Origin of the sequence: Bacteroides congonensis (assembly GCF_900130125.1) — a bacterium.
GTDB classification, from domain to species: Bacteria; Bacteroidota; Bacteroidia; order Bacteroidales; family Bacteroidaceae; genus Bacteroides; species Bacteroides congonensis.
In genome coordinates this window covers 1,266,658-1,291,030 of the sequence record NZ_FQXY01000011.1, presented here as the reverse complement: position 1 = coordinate 1,291,030, position 24,373 = coordinate 1,266,658, and the positions used below count along the sequence as shown (strand labels likewise).

General features: G+C 38.9%; 21 protein-coding genes and 1 pseudogene. 4 read left to right on the top strand and 18 right to left on the bottom strand.

Translation table 11 applies throughout. From position 1 onward, the window contains the following. Positions 1-94 precede the first annotated feature (94 nt). From BQ7997_RS22645 to BQ7997_RS22610, 9 genes and pseudogenes are all read right to left on the bottom strand, one after another. Positions 95-2,974: an NACHT domain-containing protein gene (locus tag BQ7997_RS22645; RefSeq protein ID WP_073348148.1), complete on the bottom strand. Its 2,880-nt coding sequence runs from the start codon at positions 2,972-2,974 to the stop codon at positions 95-97. Between the two features lie 369 nt (positions 2,975-3,343). After that, a pseudogene (locus tag BQ7997_RS22640) lies at positions 3,344-3,427 on the bottom strand (DUF3873 family protein); the annotation flags it as partial. A 24-nt stretch (positions 3,428-3,451) separates the two neighbouring features. After that, on the bottom strand, positions 3,452-3,664 hold the full coding sequence (locus tag BQ7997_RS25250) for a hypothetical protein (RefSeq protein WP_057318695.1): 213 nt from the start codon (positions 3,662-3,664) through the stop codon (positions 3,452-3,454). A 43-nt stretch (positions 3,665-3,707) separates the two neighbouring features. After that, on the bottom strand, positions 3,708-4,241 hold the full coding sequence (locus BQ7997_RS22635) for an antirestriction protein ArdA (protein WP_073348147.1): 534 nt from the start codon (positions 4,239-4,241) through the stop codon (positions 3,708-3,710). 298 nt (positions 4,242-4,539) lie between these two features. Continuing rightward, entirely contained in the window at positions 4,540-4,992 is a 453-nt protein-coding gene (locus tag BQ7997_RS22630; protein ID WP_057318696.1) for a JAB domain-containing protein, read from the bottom strand. Between the two features lie 257 nt (positions 4,993-5,249). Then, positions 5,250-5,756, bottom strand: coding sequence for an ORF6N domain-containing protein (locus tag BQ7997_RS22625; protein WP_073348146.1), 507 nt, complete (start codon positions 5,754-5,756; stop codon positions 5,250-5,252). A gap of 75 nt (positions 5,757-5,831) precedes the next feature. Beyond that, positions 5,832-7,070 carry a site-specific integrase gene (locus BQ7997_RS22620; protein WP_073348145.1) on the bottom strand — a complete coding sequence of 413 codons (1,239 nt, stop codon included), beginning with the start codon at positions 7,068-7,070 and terminating at the stop codon, positions 5,832-5,834. Positions 7,071-7,615: 545 nt separating this feature from the next. After that, positions 7,616-8,530: a dihydroorotate dehydrogenase gene (locus tag BQ7997_RS22615; RefSeq protein ID WP_073348144.1), complete on the bottom strand. Its 915-nt coding sequence runs from the start codon at positions 8,528-8,530 to the stop codon at positions 7,616-7,618. Continuing rightward, positions 8,530-9,429: a radical SAM protein gene (locus BQ7997_RS22610; protein ID WP_073348518.1), complete on the bottom strand. Its 900-nt coding sequence runs from the start codon at positions 9,427-9,429 to the stop codon at positions 8,530-8,532. The genes BQ7997_RS22615 and BQ7997_RS22610 overlap by 1 nt, the downstream gene beginning before the upstream one ends. A gap of 171 nt (positions 9,430-9,600) precedes the next feature. Between BQ7997_RS22610 and BQ7997_RS22605 the strand changes: the two genes are divergently transcribed. Next, the gene (locus BQ7997_RS22605) at positions 9,601-9,978 is read left to right on the top strand and encodes a winged helix-turn-helix transcriptional regulator (protein WP_073348143.1); all 378 of its coding nucleotides are present in this window, start codon (positions 9,601-9,603) and stop codon (positions 9,976-9,978) included. On the opposite strand, the gene BQ7997_RS22600 is transcribed toward BQ7997_RS22605, so the two are convergent. The 9 genes from BQ7997_RS22600 to BQ7997_RS22555 all read right to left on the bottom strand — a co-directional run bounded on the left by BQ7997_RS22600 (position 9,975) and on the right by BQ7997_RS22555 (position 20,785). Continuing rightward, positions 9,975-10,496, bottom strand: coding sequence for a dihydrofolate reductase family protein (locus tag BQ7997_RS22600; RefSeq protein ID WP_073348142.1), 522 nt, complete (start codon positions 10,494-10,496; stop codon positions 9,975-9,977). The two genes, BQ7997_RS22605 and BQ7997_RS22600, sit on opposite strands and share 4 nt — an antisense overlap. 414 nt (positions 10,497-10,910) lie before the next feature. Beyond that, complete coding sequence (locus BQ7997_RS22590; RefSeq protein ID WP_073348141.1) at positions 10,911-12,956, bottom strand: AAA family ATPase; 2,046 nt, start codon at positions 12,954-12,956, stop codon at positions 10,911-10,913. Continuing rightward, a complete protein-coding gene (locus tag BQ7997_RS22585) occupies positions 12,919-13,278 on the bottom strand; it encodes a helix-turn-helix domain-containing protein (RefSeq protein WP_032560971.1) in 360 nt (119 codons plus the stop codon). Before BQ7997_RS22585 ends, BQ7997_RS22590 begins: the two co-directional genes overlap by 38 nt. 219 nt (positions 13,279-13,497) lie before the next feature. Beyond that, on the bottom strand, positions 13,498-14,343 hold the full coding sequence (locus BQ7997_RS22580; RefSeq protein WP_083589335.1) for an RteC domain-containing protein: 846 nt from the start codon (positions 14,341-14,343) through the stop codon (positions 13,498-13,500). 18 nt (positions 14,344-14,361) lie between these two features. Continuing rightward, complete coding sequence (gene asnS, locus BQ7997_RS22575) at positions 14,362-15,705, bottom strand: asparagine--tRNA ligase (RefSeq protein ID WP_073348140.1); 1,344 nt, start codon at positions 15,703-15,705, stop codon at positions 14,362-14,364. A 19-nt stretch (positions 15,706-15,724) separates the two neighbouring features. Then, the gene (locus BQ7997_RS22570) at positions 15,725-16,147 is read right to left on the bottom strand and encodes a YwiB family protein (protein ID WP_073348139.1); all 423 of its coding nucleotides are present in this window, start codon (positions 16,145-16,147) and stop codon (positions 15,725-15,727) included. 10 nt (positions 16,148-16,157) lie between these two features. Then, positions 16,158-17,042, bottom strand: a complete 885-nt coding sequence (locus BQ7997_RS22565) for a radical SAM protein (RefSeq protein ID WP_073348138.1) — start codon at positions 17,040-17,042, stop codon at positions 16,158-16,160. Positions 17,043-17,354: 312 nt separating this feature from the next. Further along, positions 17,355-19,442 (bottom strand): type IA DNA topoisomerase, encoded by a 2,088-nt coding sequence (locus BQ7997_RS22560; RefSeq protein ID WP_073348137.1) that lies wholly within the window; start codon positions 19,440-19,442, stop codon positions 17,355-17,357. 26 nt (positions 19,443-19,468) lie between these two features. Further along, complete coding sequence (locus BQ7997_RS22555) at positions 19,469-20,785, bottom strand: DUF3945 domain-containing protein (RefSeq protein ID WP_073348136.1); 1,317 nt, start codon at positions 20,783-20,785, stop codon at positions 19,469-19,471. 217 nt (positions 20,786-21,002) lie between these two features. Between BQ7997_RS22555 and BQ7997_RS22550 the strand changes: the two genes are divergently transcribed. From BQ7997_RS22550 to BQ7997_RS22540, 3 genes are read left to right on the top strand one after another with little or no spacing between them, the layout of a single operon-like run. After that, the gene (locus tag BQ7997_RS22550; protein ID WP_073348135.1) at positions 21,003-22,034 is read left to right on the top strand and encodes a PDDEXK nuclease domain-containing protein; all 1,032 of its coding nucleotides are present in this window, start codon (positions 21,003-21,005) and stop codon (positions 22,032-22,034) included. A gap of 24 nt (positions 22,035-22,058) precedes the next feature. Further along, complete coding sequence (locus tag BQ7997_RS22545; protein ID WP_073348134.1) at positions 22,059-24,086, top strand: hypothetical protein; 2,028 nt, start codon at positions 22,059-22,061, stop codon at positions 24,084-24,086. Further along, positions 24,049-24,363 carry a hypothetical protein gene (locus BQ7997_RS22540; protein WP_083589334.1) on the top strand — a complete coding sequence of 105 codons (315 nt, stop codon included), beginning with the start codon at positions 24,049-24,051 and terminating at the stop codon, positions 24,361-24,363. The genes BQ7997_RS22545 and BQ7997_RS22540 overlap by 38 nt, the downstream gene beginning before the upstream one ends. Positions 24,364-24,373 lie beyond the last annotated feature (10 nt).

The following is a 24,373-nucleotide window of genomic DNA, read 5'->3' as shown; positions in this document are numbered from 1 at the left end:
TTATTTCAGACTAAAATAAACATCAAAATAAAAAGAGCTATTTCTACTATTCTATTAATTAATAGTAGAAATAGCTCTTTATATACTCTAATTGCTATTCCAATGTATATTCAGGTTCTATCCCTGTTATTTTATCTATAGCATTAAACAAATCTATGAAATAAATAAAGTGCTCTTTATTTTGAAGCCCTCTTACTAATTTAGAGAGCGCTTTTTTCTTTGATTCTTTTATTTTATATACTTCGGGGATATCTGTAGATTCTACGATGTCATTTTCAACCAAAAATGTTTTGCCAAAATAATGTTCAATTTCAAAGAAATTAAATGATTGGTCTTTCTTTAAATATATGTCCATCTCGCCGGGTACAGGGAGTAAAAGCGCATATGCTTCGCAGCTAATATGCTTTCGTACAGTATCATTTATATATTTTTCAAAAACAGAAGGTTTAAGTCCTCTAAATTCTTGCAAACCTTTAGCATCATGGTCAAAAATACCAATTATAACTCCATTTTTATCTATTAAAGATTTACAATTCATAATTACCTTACTAACCTCAATGGCTCCACCTGATTCATTTCCCGCTGGTTTTATACTCCAATAGGGGGATTGTCCCGTCAATACATAAAAAGCATGTTCTATAATTTCAGCGTCAGATTTCCCCTCAACAATTAATTGAACTTTTTTATCTAAAGATATGGTATCCAATTTAGTAAACCTAACTCTACTAGCCGGCAATTTTACTAATTCTCTAACAGGGGATGATATCTTAGGGAAATAATTATCTCTAATTTCCTTTTTCAATTTGTTGTATTTCTCATTATTAAACGTGCTAAACGAAAAATCTAGGATTGTATATAGCCCTGGATCTTTCAGTATTTTATCGTTTTCTAAAATTTGTTCTAATGCTTGGGGATAACATATTCGTTTTGAATCCAACACCAGAGCTAAAGTGATTGCTTTTAGCGCATTAATTGCTTTGCCTGTATCTTTATAATCTTGATAATAAAAATCAAACGCCATTTTTAATGGTTCTTTTATTGTTACAGAATTGAATGTTTCGTAAAAATAGAATAGATTCATTATTTGAAGAATTGGTATTGAATAACTTCTGAAAAGAATAACATCGTCTGCCGCTAGTTTGATAAGTATATCTGTGGACTTTGCATTAAGGTCTAATGCTTGTAATATAGCATCTTTTCTCAAAGTATTATCTGTTTGATATAAAGCTTGCAATAAATATCCAGCACCAAGTACCCCAGACATGAAATGTTTTAACGCAGTAGCCTTCTTTAATTTGGCAATTATTTTTTCTAGAAAAACGGGCATATCTTTAGACTTTCCTGCATAAAATACTGCTGCATTTTGTAGCTTAAAATCGAAAAAATTTTCAATCAATAAGTCTTCCTTATCTCTTCGGTGTTTAAATATTTCCAAAGCGCCATAATATTCCATATATGAATCATGGCTGAATTGCACCCATTTATTATCTTTAATAATAAGAACTCCTGTATTATCAATTAAATAATCTAGCACTTCTCTCAATGTACCTTTTTTTATTGGCAATGTTTTTTCTTTAAAATAATTTTCAAAAAAGATAAAAAACTCTTCTTTTGTTAATGGAATATGTTGTTCCTTTTCCAGAAGATGCAATGCGTATAATGACAATATTCTTTCCTTAAATGAAATATCAACAAATTCAATCCGACTAGAAACAGTCAATCTCCCTATAATTAAGGAGTTAAAATTGTCGTAAATATCGGCGATTGTTGCTGGAATCTCTAAATTATTCTCTTCGTATAATATAGATATAAGAGATAGTGTTAAAGGAGTAATAGGAAGTCTTTCGATAATTCTGTTTTCACGTAATGCATCAAGAAGTGATTCCGTTTTAGAATTCTCACCAAGAAAAAAGTTTGATATAAATTTCTTAACTTGTTCATTATTGAAACGTTCAATCGTATAAGAATCAAATATTTTCTCTCCGAGAGATTCCATCTTATCTGAATTTCGAGATGTAATTATATACCTAATTTTATGATTCTGCGATAAATTCTGTAACTCGTTCAATATCATTTTTTGTTCTTCACCTCCAAACTCATCTATACTATCAATTAAGAGAGTTATTTGATAACTTTTAGATAAATCTTCTAAATTGAAATTCGCAAAAAATACAGATAACTTTTTAGTTACTAATTGGTTTATTTGGTATTTTTCTTCTAAAAGCTCTAACGTACTTATACAAACAGGTATGTTTTTTCTTTCAATATTTTCTTGATTTAGTTTGATTAGTTTTTCTCCAACTTTCTTTAAAAGAGTAGATTTTCCTGTCCCAGCATCACCTGATATAACAATGGGGTTCAAGTTTTTAACAACGTCATCTATTAAAATTCTTTTTTTTACGGGCGTTTGAGTCGCTTTCTCTTCGTAAAAATGAGTAATTCTAGGTTCAATATATATATCTAAAATCTTCTGATATTTATCATTAAATATTTTAAGTTTCTTTAGTTCATTATCTTTTGATATATTTTCGTGAAAATATTTTTCGTATTCTAACAACGCTAAATCTTTATGCTTCCAAAAATCATCATAATGCTTATTTATCAAATCTATGAGATTGTCTCTGCCTATAAAATTAAGCTTTATTTGTGGTATTATTTGAGTTAAACTGCGCTCAAATCCATTTGAAATGTTTTTAGGAGAAACTAAATACGTAACATCAGGCTTTATTCTGTTATGATAATCAAGTATTGTTTTTTCAATTTCATCTACATTAACAATACCACTCAATCTTTCTTCTAACAAAATAAACATATATTTTTCAGAACTCAAAGGACTTTCTCTGATAGCAGTAATTGAATTTGCATCCACAATAGTGTCCGTATATCCTAAAAAACTAATCAAGTTTCCCATTAACTCTTTAAAATCTTCAATTGTGATTTCTTCCAGTTTTTCAATTTTATCTTTACTTATCATATTTCGCTATTTATATGTTGTTAAACATAAAAAGAAACAATCTCTTTACTGATATTTTATTTCGTAAAGATAGTGATTTTAATCAATAGAGAATGTTTACATAAAGAAAAATAGTACTTTTTACAGAGTTTCCAGCCATTATAGAATGCTTTCTTTACTAAAGTTCTTATAATAGAGGTAGAGTTCTTCCAATTTTTATAGATGCCTAAATCATTTACGAACTTTCAATTTAGTTTCTACTCATAAATGAAAGTAGTTTAACTGGATTTCTATGTCCTATTATTCTTTGCAGTTTTTAAGCATCTTAGCAAATACCTAAATTGTTTTCTTTGGAACGCGATAAGTCTAATACTATAAACCCTTTTTCATGAATGCGCCTAAACAGCATTTTACATATTTTTCCTCTCCCGGTGTTTGGGGAATGCTTACCCCGTTTTTGTTTAAAGTTTCCATATCGTTATAATTTAAAATGAGTTGTCAGATAATCAAAAGCGAAAGCAGTACAATGAAAATAAAAGCCATACACAACAGGTAAACGGCGGAGATAAACAGCCAGAGAAAGAACCGGACTATATAAAAGCCTATGATTAGGACTATCCATGCTCCGGTGGTGCTGGTGGCTACCTGATAGATAATAAAAGCCAGTATTACCCACCTTAAAACGGTCTTTATGTTATTATATACTTTCATTGTCTTTGTGTGTTGCGGGTGGATTGCTCCACCCGATTAGTAATCAGGCACAACGGAAAACAAAACCGTTATCCATCCAGTAATCAGTCATAAACAAGTCACGGGCAAAAGCCGAATAATCAAAGTAGGTCTTTGCGAACTCCGGCAGTTCGTAACATTCCTCTACGATTTCATAGGCGTAATCTTCCTCGTCTTTATATTCTCCCTGATATTCGTCCTCAAAGGAAGAAACAAGGTCGTCCGCATCTTCTTCGCTTATATCGCTGTTGTGATGGTCGCACCATACGAAAAATGCTTCCTGCTCGGTTTCGCTTAGTTTTTCGATGGCATCCCGTAGCTCAAAGAACTTATCAGAAAGCCAACTTTCGGAAATCAGGGCTTCGGGTATGTTCTCGATGTCCTGAAACATAAATTCCGGGTCTTCTTCGTCCTCGTGGAGTTCCCGACACGCTTCCAAAAACTCGTCCTTGTCCGAATAGTCGGAAAGGTCTAACCACTTGCCGAAAAGTGAACCACTGTTATACTTGTTGTAAGTACCTACATAAACTCTTGCTTCTGATAATGTTACTACTTCCATGACTTTTGAATTTTAATCGTTTACATCGCTTGTCGCCCACCACGTAAATTTTTCCTTTAACTGAATGGGAACATTGTCTTTTCAAAGGTTCGGGACTGGTACAGGGCAAATTATTATTTATGAAATACTACCCGCAGGTGTGGAGATTTCTAAAAAATAATTTGAACAGTAACAGGCACGGATATACCTTTGACAATGTTCCAATCAGTTTTAGGGAAAATTTTTCTCTTGTTTGAGAGGATAGAAGTAAAAGCCATCGGGCTTTTTGTATTGGGTAATGAGAGAGTAAAAAAAGGGCTTATAAAAGCCCCTCGTCTGTAAAACTGTAATAGCTTTCTTCTGTCAGGATGATATGGTCTAACAGGTGTAAATCCAAGACCTTGCAGGCTTCTTTTATTTTTGAGGTGATTTGTTTGTCCGGTTCGCTCGGACGCAGGTTACCCGATGGGTGGTTATGTGAGAGGATGATGCCCGAAGCATGGACTTTCAGGGCGGTTTGCAGGATGATTTTCACGTCCATTACAGTTTCAGCCATGCCGCCTTTAGAAATAAGGGAAACGCCTAAAGCCTTGTTTGCCCGATTGAGGAACATTACATGACTTTCTTCGTGGTGTTCCATACATTCCGCATAGAACGGTTTCAGATAAGAGTAGGACGTTTCGGATGAGAGTATTTTCACCCTTTCGGATGCTTTTACATTGTCTTTATAAGAGATAGTGATTTCCGGCATGGTAAATTCTGTTGTTTTCATGACTACTGAATTTTAAATTAAACAATAAGAAATTTTGCCGGACACCCACAGTTTGGCGGGGACTTCAACCATATCTTTTCAAAAAATACGACCCGCAGGTGTGGAGATTTTTTAGAAAACCGGAACGGCTCGGATTTGGTATTTGTCCCCACCGGGCTGTAACTTTGCTAAAATTTGTGATTGAGATACATTACTTTAGGGAACTGAAAAGGGGTATCACTGGTGACACCGCTTAGACAACCGAATACCTTAAACCGTTATTCGTCATAGGTTCTATATCCTATCGGTTTGCGTGGCTTCGGTTCGAGCTTGCTTAGTAACTGGGTCAGTGCTTGATAAACCTCGCTGAATTGTGCATCCGTACTCTGTTCCAGTTCTTCGATGCGTTTAAGAAGTTCCTCGTAACCGATTGACATTTGGCGCATGAGGACGAAAGCACGCATGATGGAAATATTCACGTCTATGGCGGTCTGACTGCGTAAAACACTGGATAGCATCGCTACTCCCTGCTCGGTGAAACAATCGGGAAGTATATAGCTGTGTTTCAGGTTCTCCGGCAACTGGTCACAATTTGTGACCAGTTCGTCCCATTCCTCTTTTGTCATGGTAAAGCGGAAATCACCGGGGAAACGCTTTTCATTACGCTTTACTGCCTGTTTCAAGGCTTTGGTCTGTACTCCGTAAAGTTCCGCCAAATGGAAATCGAGCATGACCCGGCAACCTCTGACCTCAAAGATTTTGTTTTGGATGATTTGTAAGTCCATAATGTTATTATTTAACGGTGAGTAATTGGAAGCATAAAGGGACTTATCACAAATTGTGATAAGTTCTCTATATACCTATTTCATAGATACTTCTTTGTAGATTTTTTCAATGCCGACAAACTTCTTATCAAGCCCCTGCATATCGTTACTGATTTTGTTGTTGGTGATGCGGGCGTATATCTGTGTCGTTTCTATATTGGTGTGTCCCAACATCTTGCTGACTGTTTCAATGGGTACACCTTTGGCAAGCGTAGTCGTGGTTGCGAAAGTATGCCTCGCAAGGTGAAATGTCAAGTTCTTTTTAATTCCACATACATCCGCTATTTCTTTCAAATACGCATTAAGTTTCTGATTGCTGATAATGGGAAGTACCTTTCCGTCCGGCAATTTACCTTTGTATTTTTCCAATATCATTTTAGGAATATCCAGCAAGGGAACATTCACGTCTGTATTTGTTTTTTGGCGTTTCGTAATTATCCATAGGTTACCATCAAAAGACTTGCGGATATTATCTTCCTTTAAATTTGCAACATCCACATAAGCCAAACCACTGAAACAGGAAAAGATAAAAACATCACGCACCTGTTCCAACCGTTCGGAAACCATCTTCTTTTTGAGGATTATCTTTATTTCATCCTCTGATAAATAACCTCTATCCACTTTTTCCAAACGTATTTTATAATTGGCGAACGGGTCACCTATCAGGATGCCGTTATTACGGGCTATCAGGATAATGCGCTTGAAGAACTGCATGAACTTGGCAGTCGTATTATAACCGCATTTGCAGGTAGTACGCAAATATAACTCAAAGTCAGTAATGAACATCGGGGTTATTTCCTTTATAGAAATATCCGACAGGTTATATTTGCTTTGGATGAACTCGGCAAGATGGCGGCGGGTCACTTCATATTTGCGATAAGTGGCAATCGTTTTGGATATGCCGACCAACTGTTTCACATCGTCATTGTGCTTTTGGAAAAGGTTAAGGATGGTGTCGTGGTTCTCGCTATGCCCTAAAAATTCATTCTTCACCTTTTCGGCGGTAACATAATTGTCACGCCTTTGCAGTTCGTGATAAATGGTATTAAGGGATGCGTTTATATCATCCAGCAATCGGTTGATACGGGTAGCTTCCGCAGAACGTCCGGCGGCTTTACCAGCCTTACCGTCCCAAAGTTTGGGTTGAACGTCCAGCTTGGAATTAAAACGGCTTGCCACACCATCAATCGTGATGCGGACAAAAATAGGGTAACTGCCATTGATTTTTTGCTTGTCCTTTTTCACAAAGAAAAGAACGGAAAATGTACTCTTCATAAACTCACTTTTTTAGGTTACAAAACTACGTTAATTAGCTCAAAGTTAAGTTTATACAGGCTCGCCAAATAGCGACAGAAGTTCGCCAATTTCGGACTAAGTGTACCCCTTTTGGACTTTCAGTTGTCGGGGGTACGAGTTAGGTTACTAACTTTGTCTTTCAGGGTCTAAATGATGTCCGGTAGGGCAGACATAAGGGGATAAAAAAAGTCCCACAAATCGTTGAATTTGTAGGACTTGGCTGTTCATTGTCCGGTTTTGTCCGGTTAGTTCAGCGGAGAGGGAGGGTTTTGAACCTGTAACTCTAACCGCTTATGTGTCAGCTACTTTGCTTTCAAGATTTCAAATAGGTAACGAAACAGTAACGATTTTCAACCGTTAAGCCTGTCTGACTTTGACCGCTGTTTGTCTGCCTAACTTTCGGGTTCAAAGATATGGCTTTCTTTTGAAATATGCAAATCATTGAAAATAAATATTCTGCGGTTAGTGCAAGGTGCAAGCTATATATATAAATATATACTTGCACCTTGCACTAAGATTTTGGCTTAAATCCCTCCTAATGCACCTGTCAAATCCTGTATATCAGAAAAACCATTCTCGTCAAGATATGAATTGATGCCGTTTATTACTTTTAGGCTTATAGTCGGGTCTATAAAATTATATGTCCCTATTTGAATAGCGGTAGCACCAGCAAGGAAAAATTCTATTGCATCTTGCCATGACGATATTCCACCTAAACCTATAATCGGAACTTTAACAGTCTTATATGTTTGCCAAACCATTCGTAATGCAACAGGTTTGATGCAAGAGCCGGACAACCCACCAGTTACAGTAGATAAGATAGGTTTACGAGAATTTATGTCAATAGCCATCCCCATAATTGTATTTATCATAGAAATAGCATCTGCCCCTGCATCTTCTACTGCTTTAGCAATATCTGCAATATTTGTTACATTTGGGGATAGCTTAACAATCAACGGCTTATTGTAAACCTGTCTGACTGCATTAACAACGGATGCTGCACCTTTAGTTGTTACTCCAAACTCCATACCTCCATGTTTTACATTCGGACAACTTATATTTAACTCTATTGCCGGAATTTTATCTAATGTGGCTACTGTTTCGGCACATTTTACATAAGATTCGATGGTCGTTCCTCCAACATTTACAATCATATTTGTATCTATGTCTTTTATTGTTGGATATATATTATTCACAAAATAATCTACACCTTTATTTTGAAGCCCAACTGCATTCAACATTCCTGATGGAGTTTCCGCCATTCGAGGGTACGGATTACCCTCTTGCGCATATAGCGTTGTTCCTTTTACAAATATTCCTCCTAATAAAGACACATCAAAGAAATCTGAAAACTCTGTTCCATATCCAAAAGTTCCCGATGCAACTGTTACAGGATTTTTAAAATCAATACCACTTATTTTTGTTTCTAATTTTGCCATTATAACGATTTTATGCGTTTACGATAATCTCTTAAATCCTCTTCCCTAAAATTATTTTTAATGGACTGTATTTCTTTTAATATCCGTTCTCTTTCTTTGGGTAGAACTCCAATAAAAGGTATGGGATTAGATACAGTGTTTGCTAAAAGATGAACACAATTAGATGGTTGGAATCGTTCAATAAACATTTCCATTTCTTCTATCCGTTCATATTCCGATGCTTCAATAAATGTCCCCATTCCTATTTCCTCATAAAGAACTGTATCGGGAAATACGGTTAAAGAAAGTACATTGATAATATACGGATGCAACAAACTAAAGGTATCAGCTGTATTAATAGCATTGCGTTCCCCTTGCCCCTTTCCTGCAAGCCCAATCAAATACGTGAAATTATATTCAATGCCAGCATTCTCTAATTTTCGACATTGTTCAACAATATCCATAACAGAATACCCTTTATTCATTTGTGACAGCGTAATATTATCTCCACTTTCTGTCCCGATAGAAATCCGGTCATATCCTAATTGACGTAATTCCATCAATTGCTCTATTGTCTTTTGTTTTATATCGCTAATTCGAGCGAAACAGCCGATATTTTGCACTTCCGGAAGATATATCTTTATTAAAGTGGCAAGTATTTTCAGTTTTTCAAAGCTAAGTACAAACGGATTTGCACCAGTTAAAAATACTCTTCGTGCTTTTGGTTGATATAGCTGGGCTATTTCTAAATTCCTTTCAACTTCTTCACGGAAAGCAACTCTAAACTGCGTGTCTTTATACAAACTACAGAATTTACACCTATGATGTGAACATCCTATAGTGGCTTGAAGCAATAGTGAATTTGCTTCGTAAGGCGGTCTCCAAACAGAACCAGTAAATTGCATTCTTTTTAATTCCATTGATTTATCCATTTTATAATCACACCAAATTTTGTATTTCCAATATATTTAGTTACTTTTGCGCAAACAAAGATATAAAGTTACTTAGTATAAAAAAAGAACTTACATAAAGGTAAGATGCTTACCACAAGGTAACTCTTGTTGATTGACAATTATTTAAAGATAAAAAATATGGAAGAAAATCATTATAGAGAAGCGGTATGTCCAGCGTGTGGTATTATAGACCGTTTTGGTGATAAATGGTCTTTAAGAATACTGGTCTTATTGCAAAAAAATGGGACAATGCGTTTTAATGAATTAATGCGCAATGTTCCTAACATATCTCAAAAGATGCTGACTACAGCATTGAAAAAATTAGAAGCGGATATGTTGGTAAATCGTAAATTATACCCCGAAATACCTCCCAAAGTAGAGTATAGCCTTACACCACTTGGCGAAAGTCTTATGTTGCCTTTAGATGGGATTATCCAATGGGCATTGGAACATTCCGATGAAATCTTGAAACATCGTAATAAAATGGAATCAATTAAGAAAAAGCAGGATGATTAACTATCCTGCTTTTTCTTATAGTTGTAGGTCGCAAATATTGCGTCCTTATTCGATTGACATTTTACTAACTGCCAATAAGAACCAAATGTTGCTCCGATAAAGCCTATTCCTTTTCCTACAAAAACCGGAATATGGCAAATAGTTATTTCATCCAATAATTCTAATTGAATTAATTCCGTTAATAATTTAGCACTTCCTATGACTAATATTTCATGGTGCTGCTTCAATCCTCTTATTGCACCCAATGGCTTTTCAGTAAGAAATGAAATATTGCTATTGGGGAGTATATTATAATCGGAATGCGAAACGACATAAATAGGCTTTGTTTTATAAACTTGCCCATCTAAATGCTCAAAAAGATAATTGTATGTATTAGCACCGACTAATAAGCAAGAAGCATTTTCAAATAAACTTTTAGGTATCGCCCTTACACTTTGTGGAATCCAATCCAATTCTCCATCGACAGACGCAATAAAACCGTCAAGAGATAGTGCTATAAATGATTTTATCTGCCCCATAAATATTGGTTTTAACAGTTAATAATCTTTGATAACTGCCCGCCAATACCCCCAAAAAGAAGCGTGGCTCTTACACTGCTTCAATGCGAGGTACTGGCAATACCCAAACGAGGAACAGGCAAGACCACGCTATGATAAAACATAGCATATCCTGCGCTGAATATCCCCTCGTTTTGAAAAGTGCCAGTTTTCGCATTGGGACGTTCGGCGAACGTATATGTTATATATAAAGACGAAATCACAGCCGAAGCTGTTCAATCGCCGTTATTTTCTTATGTTACTTTTGCAAAAGTAATAAAAATCACTGGAATAACCGTGCAAATAATAGAAATCCTGCCGTGTTATCACAACATGGCAGGACACAAGCACATGAAACACACAAGTTTCGTCCATACGCTTATGGGGTGTTATGTTCTATTGAAGATTATATGAACCGATAACAAAGAAACTTTGGTTTGCCATGTCTTTGGTGATGATGTCCCTTTCCCGCATGAAGCGGATATAACTCTTTGCAGTACGTTCCTTGATGTCCAAGACCTGCTGCAACTGCTCACAAAGGTCTATGTAGGTGATACGTGTCTGCCGCCCGAAGATGTCACGTGCGACATTCACCAGTTCCCTTTCCTTGCGCTTCTCCTTTTCCTCACGGGGTTTCTCGCCCTTGTACACGTGCATCCCCGCTTCCTTGTCCCATGCAAAGAGCATCAAAGGAACGTCCAACGGGCTTCCGTCCCTTACTTTCAGAGCTTTTACCACCGACTGGGCGGGTTCTTCGTCTTTCTCTATCGAAAGGATTGTAGCCGCCTTACGCTGCAACTCACTACCCAAATGTCCCCGTAACTTCAAGCCGTTCGGAACGAAGTGCAGCACACAAAGAATACAGGTGTTGTAGATACCCGCCAGCCGATAAAGTTCATCTATCACCGCCACGCTTTCCGCTTCATCGTTAGCACTCTTTACAAGGTCTGCGATGCCGTCGATGACGACCAACTGGATACCACCGTACTGGTAGTAGAATTTATCCATGCTCTGTACTATGGCGTGTAAGCGTTCCTTACGTGACATACCCGTCAGGCAGAATGCTTTCAGTTCATCGGGTTTGTCCGGCTGTTTGGCACGTGTCAGCAGGTTGCTTACATTCTTGAACAGTTGTACTTCCGACTGTTCGGTATCATAGAGCAAAACCGCCTTGTGCCTGCCGTTGGCGGTTATCTGTACGCCCAGCGTATCTACTTCCGCACCAGCCAGACAGATGCAGCCCGCCACGATTGCGGCTACATAATTGCTCTTGCCCGTTCCCTCGCCCCCGGTGATACCGAACAGGTTGCCTTGTGTCCCCAGCGGAACGTCACCCGCCGAAATAATCTCATGCGCTTTGGCGGGCGGGTTGTTGAAATCTATCTCGCATGATTTTAGCATAATCAATGTGTCGCTATACAGGTTGTCTAAAAATTCGATAAACAGTTTCAGGAAATCTTCACGGGTGTTCCCGGCTTTGAAGTAGTCGGATATGTCCTTTTCCTCTTTCGTTCCCGGAAGCGGCAGCAGCAGGCGTTTCACGCCAAATTCTTCTAACAGCTTTTCTTGCTTGCGTGAGCTTTCCCTGCCCGTCTTGTCCATGTCAAAGAGCAGGACGATGTGCTTGAAGCGAAACGTCAGCCGATAAACCAGCGTGGGCGGTATCGTCACCGTTTCGCTGTTGAAGCAGATAGCGTGAAAACCGTGTGCCGCCAGCGAAAGCACGTCTTTCTCGCCGCCCGTGATGAATAGCGTGTCGCCTTTGGCGGGCAGTTGTTCCAGCCCGAAACAGTAGTTTTCGCCGAAGCTGCCGCCGTAGAGGAAGCGGGGCGTGGAGAACGGGCGGTACAGCTTGATGTGCTGTTTCCCCTTGTAGCCGTAAATAGGTTCTGCCACCGATGAAGTGTATGTATACGGTTTACCCTCTGCCGTTTCGCTGCTATATTCCCGAAGTGAACAGACCTTGTAATGTTCCAGTAATTCGGGCGTGATGCCATACTGCTGCCAGTACACCAGTTCGGCAAGCAGGAACTTTTGTTCCCGGAAGTGGTAGGGCTTGACTGGCTTTTCTTCGGGTTTGTCCGGCACTGCCCGGCGGACGGTTGCCGGGGGAATGGAAACTGAAGTGCCGGAAGCCAGCCCCAAGCCCAAATCCCGGTCGATGATTTCCAGTATCTCCACGAAGTCTGCCGCCCTATTGCAGTCCAGCCCCTTTAACTGCCCCACGAGGAAGAAACAGTCACCGCTGTAACTGTCGTTGCCGAAGTCTTTCATCTTGTAGATACCACCCCGGCGGTCGAAATAGATGTTACAGGAAGCCTTGCTGTCCTCGTACAGCGGGTTAAGAAAGTTGCGACCTATGCGCCAGTTCCCGGGCAGGTAGTGTTTGAACACCGCTAGCCCGTTACTTGTTCTTTCTAAGATTTCCTCTTTCCTTAGCATACAACTGGTGGTTGGTTATCAGGTTGTCGATGTTCTCCTTGTTGCTCCTTATCAGGCGTTCTTCCAGCATCCGGCGTATCTCGCTGACCTTGTAGAAGTAGCGTCCCCTGATGTTGGAATAGGCGATAGTCCCCGACCCGCGCAGGCGTTGCAGGGTCTTTTCGCTTATTTTCAGGAACGTGCAGACCTCATAGCTGTCCACCCACATATCTTCTTCACTTTGCTTTGCCGTTTCCGCATGGTTGAAGATGTAATCGGCAATAGCGGTAATCTTATTGTCCAGTTCTTTATAGGCTTTGGACTCGAATGTTATTATTTCCATAAATGATAACTAATTGATTTTCCGCAAAATTGCATCTTTCTGTAAGATAAAAAATACAAGATTATATAAACTTGGTTGAAATTATTTTCAATGTCTTTTGGAGTGAATTTCAGAGAAAATTGCATATTTCAGTCCTATTCATATTGCCAGTCTGTATAAAAAGAAAAACTACCAAGTTGCTAATAACATGGTAGTTTTCTAATAGGCTAAATATCTTATCTACAGAATATCATCATCCATACGCTTTTGCAGTTGCTCTACTATGAATGTGAAAAAAGCAGTTCGGTCTTTCTTTCGATTTTTAAGGCTTAAATAGGTTCGGTAGTAATCTCCCAGTTCAATGCCAAATGCTGCTTCGATAAACGCCATAATTTCTTTTATCGTAGCATTTCCATAATTCAAGGATTTTGCAGCAAACAATCCATATCCCCATTCTATTGCTTCAGATTTCGAGCCAGTCCATTTTAAACTAAAATCTGAAAGCGAAGTTCGTATTTCCGCAATCTGCGTTTTTCTATCTAATAATTGTAACTGGCGATTTAAATATATGCGCAACATTTCATTAGATAATATTTTTGCCACTTTATAGTCAAACCCGGTTGAAAAAGCAGGGTCTTTATCCAAAAAATTGCAATCTAAACATAACCGAAAGTTACTTTTATATCGAACAAAGTAATAAGTATCTAAATGCGTTACGCTTGAACGGTAATACTGGTAAAAATCAAGATTTTGGTCAAAAAAATATTTCAGACTATTTAATTGGCTATGAAGATATTCTCTCTGTACATCATCACTGCCAATAGGACGTTTCATTTCAATTCTAACAACTTTATGAAAGAATATGTACCTACCAAGAATATCTGGCTTTATTTCTTTGAAAAAATGAATTTCTTCTTGTTCACTCTGAAATTCGTATGCGATAGTCATTTCTCGCAATTTTTCAAACAATGGACGTATAACGTCTATCATATATAATGCATCTTCTGTATTGACGTTCTCATCAATACCACGCAATTCCATTTCTTCATTAATGCGAAGTAACATTTCATTGATGTATTTTTGCACCGTTCAAACTTAAAAGATTTAAAAATTGGCATTTTTCGGTGTACGTGGAAATGGTATCACATCACGAATATTTGACATTCCTGTAACAAATAACACTAATCTTTCAAATCCTAACCCAAATCCTGCATGAGGAACAGTTCCGAACTTTCGTGTTTCAAGATACCACCATAATTGTTTCACATTCATACCCAATTCTTCCATTCGCTGGCGTAATTTCAGGTAATCTGATTCACGCTCAGAACCTCCTATTATCTCTCCTATCTGTGGAAATAAAATATCCATTGCTCGTACAGTTTTACTGTCTTCATTCAACTTCATATAAAAAGCTTTTATTTCTTTAGGATAGTCCGTAACAATGATAGGGCAACAAAAATATTCTTCAACTAAAAAACGTTCATGTTCAGAACTTAAATCCATGCCTTGCACTATTGGAATTTCAAATTCTCTGTTTGATTGTTTCAATATTTCTATTGCTTGTGAATATGGCAATCGAACAAATCTGTTATTTACTACTGAATGTAACCTTTCGATTAAACCACTATTTACTGTATTATTCAAAAAAATCAAATCACTTTCACACGCTTCAATAACATGGCGAATTACATATTTCAAGAAGTCCTCCGCTAAATCCATGTTATCGTTGATGTCAATAAACGCCATTTCGGGTTCCACCATCCAAAATTCAGCTAAATGTCGATAAGTATTCGAGTTTTCAGCCCTAAAAGTTGGTCCGAATGTGTAAATAGCCCCTAATCCCAAAGCCCCCAGTTCACCCTCCAATTGCCCTGATACAGTTAGATTCGCCGGAACACCAAAAAAATCTTGATTATCACCCGTTGTTACTTCAAACAATTTTCCTGCTCCTTCTGCATCAGATGTAGTTATTATGGGAGTATTAAAATAGAAAAAACCTTTTTCATGGAAGTATTTATGTATAGCAAAAGCTAAATTATGACGAACTCTAAATATCGCTCCAAAAATATTTGTTCGCATCCGCAAATGAGCAATATTCCGCAAAAAATCTAACGAGTGTTCTTTCTTTTGTAAAGGATATTCCTGAGGGGCGGCAGTGCCATATAAAACTATATTTTGGGCTATTATTTCTCCATGCTGCTGATTTCCAGTAGATAGTACAAACATACCATCTACCCGAATGGCACTTCCGGTAGTTACCAATTTAAGAAAATCTTTTTTTATCTTTTCATGTTCAGCCACAATTTGCAGATTATGAACAGTTGAACCATCATTTATTGCAATGAAACTAATGTTTTTACTTTGTCTATGCGTTCGTACCCAGCCGTTTACACTTACATTAATATTATAAGTAGTTGTTTTCAACAAATCAATTATTCTTATTTTCATAAAGTCATAATATTATAGTTTACAATGCCATTTCATTAATAAATATGGTAAGGGAGTTATTCGAGAGGAACTGGTTATTTATAAATAAGTCATAATTCAACTCAATATGAATATTGTTATCACTAATTGTAGGATGGTAAGACAATGTTTTGATTTTTACATTGAGTTCTCCATCTGTATTAATATAATCAGATTCCATACATTCTCCCTCTATGAAAGACATTTCAGAGAACAAACTCCCACTTCGGTATAAACAAACAGATTTATTACTGATTACCAATTTGTTTTCAACGATATGTCCACCTTTACAGAGTTCTCGATATTCAACAATATGCAGACTATTAACAATAGAATATTTGCCAATAGCATTAGTCACTATCTCGTCAATATAATCAGCATATTGTTGAACACCTTTTACTATAACTCTAATATCCGCTTTCATTAGATAGATTTTATAGATGTGGCAGATTTTCACGATAGCTTCTCAAATAAGCTTCGTCTTGCTCTGTTATTTGTTGTTTTAGAAAAGCAATCATTTTTTGTTTATCTGTTTTCAAATTGCCTCTAACCTGAATTAAGTTGGACGCCCCATCCGTTACAAATCGAGCATCAATTTTAAGATTTTCAATCAAAGTCTCCATTTCCTCCAACTTCTCAATTTCAGTTTCTTCTTTCCAGTTACCAGCCTGTATTTCCTTATACAGTTCCGAAGTCGGATAAATTGTAAGCATTGAAGATTCAATTATTTGTGGATGAAGCTGATTGAAAATCTCTGCTGTTACCTTCGCACCCATCTTACCTTTTCCACTACCATAAATTCCTGTCAAATAAAAGAAGTTATAGGTAATATTTGCTTCTTCCAATTTCTTACATTGCTCAATGATGTCCTTTGATAGAAATCCCTTTCTCATGAAAATCAAAGATTCATCATATCCGGTTTCAACTCCGATTGTAATTCCATCATATCCGAGTTCTCGCAATTCTTTTAATTCTGTAACAGATTTAGGGGTAATGTCCGTAATTCGTGCAAAACACCCTATACTCTGACAAGCAGGAAAGTATTGATGTACCATTTTCGCAAGTGTTTTAAGCTTATTCACACTAAGCACAAATGGGTTTGCCCCTGTGAAAAACACCCTTTGTGCGTGTCTATAATAATAACTTGCTTCCTTTAAATCCGATTTTACCTCTTCAATTGGTGATAGCCTAAATTTGAAAGGTAAATCTTCATATAAAGTACAAAATTTGCAGGAATGGTGAGTACATCCAGCTGTTACTTGAATGAGCATTGAGTATGCTTCGTAAGGCGGTCGCCAAATAGTTCCAGTGTAGTGCATAATCCTTTTTTTATTAGTTAATAATGTATTGTTAAGACACCAAACAAATATACCAATGCGGTAAACATGATATATTAAGTATCTTTTTCGATTGCAAAGATATAAATATACTTAGTATAAAAAAAGAAGTTACAAGACGGTAAGATAGTTACAAAAAGGTAACTCTTTTTGTATATTAGGAAGTTATAACAGAAAAAAATTGAAAAGTTTTTTGAAAATGCGCCCGGTTTTCCCGCCGGGCACAACCACTAAAATTTCAATTATCATAAGTGGCAAAACCTATCACAATGAAATTTCAGCGATAAAGATAGGCTATTTCTTCGGCTTTCCTTTCTTTTCGGGGAATGAAAAAGCGACATTGAACTGCTCGTCCAATACCAGCGAAGCATCGAAAGCCTTGCCGTTTTTGCCCTTGAAGCCCTTGATTAGCCCGGTCTTGCGTTTCGTTACCAGTTCGACAATCTGCTTGTCAGTCAGTTGCTTGTCGCACTTGTTGCGGAATATGGTAAGCGTGCAATCCACGTTGGAACACTTCGCCACTTTCGGGTAGAACAAGATATGCCCGTTATTACATTTGGGGCAGGAACAAGTTTCGTCATTGGCGACAGACAACTGCACCGAAAGCAGTTCCGCCGTGATTTGGGCGGTGTACACCTCAATGCCCTTTCGGAACGTGTCGGCATCCATGCTGCCCGCTTCTATCTTGGCAAGGGCGGTTTCCCACATGCCCGTCATTTCGACATCGGCAATCTTCTTGTCCTTGACAATCTTGTAAACGGCAAGCCCTTTCTCGGTAGGCACAAGGTTCTTCTTCTCACGCACGATGTACTGGCGGGCGAACAGCGTTTCGATAATCGCCGCACGGGTGGCGGGCGTGCCTATCCCGGTATCTTTCAGGCTGGCTTTCAGTTCGGCATCTTCCAGTTCCTTTCCGGCGTTCTCCATTGCCGCAAGCAGGTTGCTTTCCGTGTGCAGCGGTTTCGGCTTGGTCTGCTTCTCCAATAGTTCCACGTTGGAAATCGGCAGGCTTTCGCCCTCTTGGAGTGGCGGCAGGCTGGCGGCTTCTTCATCACCGCCCGTTTCCTGCTCGCCGAACACGGCACGCCACCCGGCTTCTTTCATTACAGACCCTTTCACCGTGAAGTCGGTATCTCCCCCTGACAGCACGGCGGTGGTAACGTCTTTCACGCACTTGCCTGAAAAGGCTTCCAGCATACGCCCGGCTACCAGCTCGTAAACCGCCCGTTCGTCTTTGGAGAGTTCGCCGGGCAGGTTCTCGGTAATGATTAAGGCGTGGTGGTCGGTCACTTTGCCGTCATTCACGCTGCGGCGGTTCAGGGGTGTGCCGTCCAGCCCGGCGGCATACCCGGCAAAGCGGGGGTATTGCCCCAGCAGGGCGACACGCTCCGGCATTTCATCGAAAACGTCCTCCGATATATAGCGGCTTCCGGTTCTCGGGTAGGACATCACTTTCTTTTCATACAGGCTTTGCGCTACGGAAAGCGTCTTGTCAGCCGAAAAGTTCAGCTTCGTGTTCGCTTCCTTTTGCAGCGTGGTAAGGTCGTACAAAAGCGGCGGTTCTTGGCTGACTTCTTTCCTCTCAACGGATTTCACGGAAAGCCGCCCGGCATCCTTTACCCGTTGCAGGGCGGCTATGGCTTCGGGCTGTTGCTCCCACTTGGCGGTAGATTGGACGGTGAAAACTATTCCCCCGCTGGCGGTTGCCGCTTTGAGTTGCCAAAACTTGGCGGGTACGAAATTCTTGTTCTCCAAATAGCGGCTGCATATCATCACGAGCGTGGGTGTCTGCACCCTACCCAGCGAGAACACGCCCTGCCCGGCGGCTACGCTCAACGCTTGGGTGGCGTTTATCCCTATCAGCCAGTCCGCTTCGCTACGGGACTTGGCAGAGAGGTAGAGGTTATCGTAACGCTCTCCCGGCTGCAAGTTATCCAGCCCCTCACGGATTGCCTTGTCGGTAAGGCTGCTTATCCACAGGCGTACAAAGGGCTTGGTACAGCCCAAATAGTTATAGATGTAACGGTGTATCAATTCGCCCTCACGTCCGGCATCGGTGGCGACAATAATCTTGTCGCACTGGTCGAACACTTCCTTTATCACTTTCAACTGTTTCAGAACGCCGGGGTCTGCCTTGTAACCTTTCTCCGCTTTCACCTGACGGGGGATTAGCTGGAAATCGGGCGGCAGTATGGGTAGGCTCTCCCTGCGGAAGTTCGCCACGCCGTAGGCTTCCGGCATGGCAAGCTGGATTAAGTGGCCGAACGCCCATGTCACCATATACCCGTTGCCGGAAAGATAACCGTCATTACGCTGGGTCGCACCGATGATGCGGGCGATGTCCTTTGCCACGCTGGGCTTCTCTGCTATCAATGCAATCATAATTCTTTACTTTTTAATGGTGGATATTACATTTTCATTCCTCTGGACTTCTTGGGCTTGTCAGCTTTCAGGCTCTTGTCCTGCGCTTTCTCCTGCTTCTCTTTCTGCTTGGCGGTGGGCTTGTCCTGACCCTGTTTCAACGGCTCTTTGCCCTGCTTGGTGGCTTCGTTGGTCTTGCCCCCGGAATTGACCGCTACCTGCGTCCGGCTCTCGGCGGCGGGGGTAACGTCTTTCGGCTGCACCTTGTCGGGGGATTTGCCCTGTGTGCCGGGCTGCACATGACCGTTGAACTCAACGCCCTTGCCGTCCTTTAACCCGGCTACCTGCTGTTCTGCGGGCTGCTGCCCCTGCTGCAAGAACTGGACGGCGGCACGGGACAGGAACTCCAAGCCACGCTCCACCGCACTGACCTGCAAATAGGCACTGCGCTTCGTGCCGTCCCTGAATTGCAGGTTTTCCATTTTCACCGCTTGCCCGGCTTCAAAGGCGGCTTTCTGTTCCGGGCTGACTTGCACGTTACAGATTGTATCGGGACATTTCCACTTGTCAGCCCGCATATACTCCAGTTCGTGCGTGTACCTGTCCCGGCTGACGAACACGGGGATTTGCTCGCCGCTTTTAGGGTCTTTGATTTCAGCGATGCCGCCCAAGTTGCCAGTGCCTTGCAAGTTGCCCTGTTCCTGCTTGGTGAACTCGTGTTCATGGAACGGGCGTTGCAACAGTTTCTCGTCCTGCTGCACGCCGTGCAGTTTGGGTACTACCGTGCCGTCCTTTGCCTGATAGAAAGAGAGCTTGACATCGGTAGGTTTGAGGTAGAAGCCGCCCACCGTTCCCGAAACGGTGTAGGTGTTGCGGGACTTGTAGCCTCGCATCACCCGGTCGAAGTCCTTCGTGTTTTTCAGGGTGTCGGTGGTGATGCCGACTTTTTTCAGGTTCTCCCAGTCGATTTTTGCCGGGTCGAAGCGGTAGCCCTGCTTGAACTCGTGAAAGTCGGGCTTCGGAACTCGAAGCATTTCAGCCCGCTTGCCGCCCTCCGGTGTAGGGTTGCGGTGGTTGTCCTCGATTGCCTTTGCGTCCTGCTCTACTTGGGAAGCCTTGACGCTGAACAGTTCCAGCCCGGAAGTGTCTTGGAACTTGCGGAAGAAATTGGAAATGAAGTTGCTGAACACATCGCTGTTCTTGTCTACCTGCATGAACTCGCCGCCCTGTGTCGGCGGCACGGTCTGCAAATTGCCCTCCTTGTCGATACCCTTAACGGCACTCACCTTGCCCTGCTGTTTATCCAAGACCAGCAGTACGTCTTTTTCCTGCCCCTCTGCGGGCGGGGTCATTCTGTTTGCCATAAATAATTGAAATTTTAGCGGTTACGGGAATAGTCCCGCCCAAAGGTAGCGACTAAATATGCTATATTTGGACGGGCGGAAACGGCTGTCCGAATTTGTCTTGAACTGTCCCGATTTGTCCGGTCAGGATTAAAAAAGAGGTGATAAAGCAGGAGCAATCCATTACTTAATCCAAAGAAAAACATAACTTTGTAATCGGTTATTATATATACAGAATATGGCAGAGAAAAACAGTTCTATATTATCCCCCGAATATCTCAACTTCAAAAATGAGATAACCGCCCGTATCAGGTCTGCCCAGTATGAAGCATTAAAGGCAGTAAACAAAGAAATGATAGCCTTATATTGGGAAGTCGGTAAACGGATTACCGAGCAACAGACGGCATTAGGTTGGGGAAAATCCGTTGTGGAAAACCTTTCACGGGACATACAGAAAGAGTTTCCGGGAATAAAAGGATTTGGAGTTTCCAATATGTGGGACATGGCACGTTTTTATACAGAATACCAGTCCAATGAAATTCTCCAACCATTAGTTGGAGAAATTAGCTGGTCGAAACATATCGTCATTCTGACGAAGTGCAAGGAAACACGACAACGGCAATTTTATATATTGGCTACCAAGAAATACGGTTGGACGAAAGATGTCCTTATCAATAAGATAGAAGCCAAAACTTATGAAAACTATTTGCTCGGACAAAGTAATTTCGATATAACCTTGCCCGATAGCATAAAAAATCAAGCCATACTTGCATTAAAGGACGAATATACATTTGACCTTGTAGGGCTTGCAGAGGAACATTCGGAATATGAATTGGAACAGGCTATTATTAAGAATATCCGTGCGTTCCTTATGGAGTTCGGTACGGATTTTTCATTTATAGGCAACCAATATCGGCTGGAAGTGGACGGAAAAGAATACTTCATAGATTTACTGTTATATAACAGACGTTTGCAAGCCATGATTGCCATAGAACTGAAAATCGGAGAGTTCCAGCCGGAGTATAAAGGTAAAATGGAATTCTATCTGAATATTTTGAATGATACAGTAAAACTACCGCATGAAAATCCGGCTATCGGTATAATCATCTGTAAGTCCAAAAGCCGCATGATAGTGGAGTACGCCTTGAAAAGTTCCAATATGCCTATCGGGGTGGCAACATACAGCCTTTCTTCCGAATTACCCGAAGCCTACAAAAAATTATTACCGACATCGGAAGAAATAGCTAAAAAAATAGAACTTTTACTGTAAAAGTAATTTATTATAAATATTGATATGAAAAAGATTGATTTACACATACATACAGTCAAAAGTATAAGCGATGCGGATTTCAATTTCAGCCTAATTCGCTTACAAGAATATGTTAATGCCATGAATATAGATTGTATTGCAATAACCAATCACAATTTATTTGATATTACGCAATTTAGAGAAATAACAACGTTACTAAATAATATTGTAGTTTTTCCAGGTATAGAAATAAATTTATGCGGTGGGCATTTGCTACTCATTTCAGATTCTTCTAACTTAGAAGAATTTAGCAAACGTGCAGATTGTGTGAAAAACAAAATTACATTAGCTACTGATAGTTTATCATATGAAGAATTTATAAATATATATCCAGATTATGAAAAATATCTTCTTATACCTCATTATGATAAAACTCCGAGTTTATCTTTTGAAACAATAAAATTATTCGGAGATAATATTTTTACAGGAGAAGTAAGTAGCCCCAAGAAATTTATATATGCTATTAAAAGAAACGAAATAGTACCTGTCTTATTTAGTGATTGTCGATTAGAAGCATTAACTACTTTCTCTTCTAAACAGACCTTTCTTGACATTGGTGATATAACATTAAGAGCATTAAAAGCAGCTCTACATGATAAAAATAAAGTCTCTCTTACAGAAGAAGGCGGACATGATTTAATAAGTATCAATAATGGAGAAATAAAAATATCAACAGGTCTAAATGTCATTCTTGGAAAGCGCTCTTCCGGCAAAACTTATACGTTAAATTTGTTAGAATCAATATATGGAAAAAACAATATTACATATATAAAACAATTTCAATTATTAAATTTAAAGGAGAATGAACAGAAAAGACTTTTTGATGAAATGATGACATTTCAAAAAAGCAGCTTATTTGAAGAATATATTTGCGAATTCAAATCTGTACTTGATGATATTCTAAAAAATAGTACGGAAAGAGAAGATGAAACTGCACTAGAGAATTATGTTAGTTCATTGTTGAAATATGCACAGGAAGAAGGACTAAAAGATGTTTATTCAAATTGCGCACTATATAATGAGTCCCTATATAGCATTGTTGATAATAATGAATTAAAACGTTTGATTGAAAATATCAGAAACATCTTAGACAATGAAACTTTTAAGGATATTATTGATTTACATATATCAAGGGCTGGACTAAAAGCATTATATATAAAGTTAATTCATATAGAAATAGAAAATATTAGTAGAAATAAAAGGAAATCAATAACCAATGAACTAACAAGCGAAATACAAAATCAATTACGATTTAATTCGTCTGCAGGACGAATATCTGATATTGATTTTTATAAAATAGCTATAAGTCAAATGAAACGAAAAAAATTCATTGAAGTTTGTACTAAGTTAAAAACCGAAAAAATTATCAATGAATGCTATCATTCTAAGTTTCATATTGTAGCAAAAAAAAGACTATTTGTTAATGCTACAGATTTATCAAAAAATTACCCTAAGAGGCAATCATTTGTTAGTTCTTTTATTCATTACAAAAATCCATTAGAATACATAGAAGCTCTTGAAGCAGCAGGAGTAAACAAAGATGAAATATATAAATTATTCATTACTATTGACTATGACGTATTAAATGAATATGGGTTGCCTGTTTCTGGTGGAGAACGGTCAGAGTTTAATTTAATTCAAGCGATTCGAGATGCAAGAAACTATGATATGTTACTTGTAGACGAACCTGAATCTTCTTTTGATAATGTTTTTCTAAAAGAGAATATTAATATCATGTTAAAAGAAATGTCTAGAGAAATGCCTGTTATAATTGTTACACATAATAGTACAATAGGTGCATCGATACAACCTGACTATATCATTTATACGGAAAGAACTATCGAAAATAACAAACCTATATTTAAAATATACTACGGACATCCAAATGATAAGCATTTACAATCACATATTAATGAATCAAAGCAAAATTTCCTCATACAAATAAATAGTCTTGAAGCTGGGAAAGATGCTTATAATGAAAGGAAACAAAATTATGCAAATCTTGAAAATTGAAAATAACCAAGCTAAATTTAGCTTAGATGGAGTAAACTTTACTTCTATTGATAAAATTACTAAAGAGAGTATTTTATCCCTAATAAATATTGTTTTAGATAAAGATGAGATAGAAATGGATGAATATAATGAAACTTTACTTGCCAACAAAGCTCATCAAATTATTTATCGGAGTGTATATGGAAAATTATGTGAATTATATGAACATAAGGATACTTTTCAAGATGATTGTTCTGAAATGTATAAAGACGCTTTAAATAAGTATGAAACCGATTAAATTTAATGCA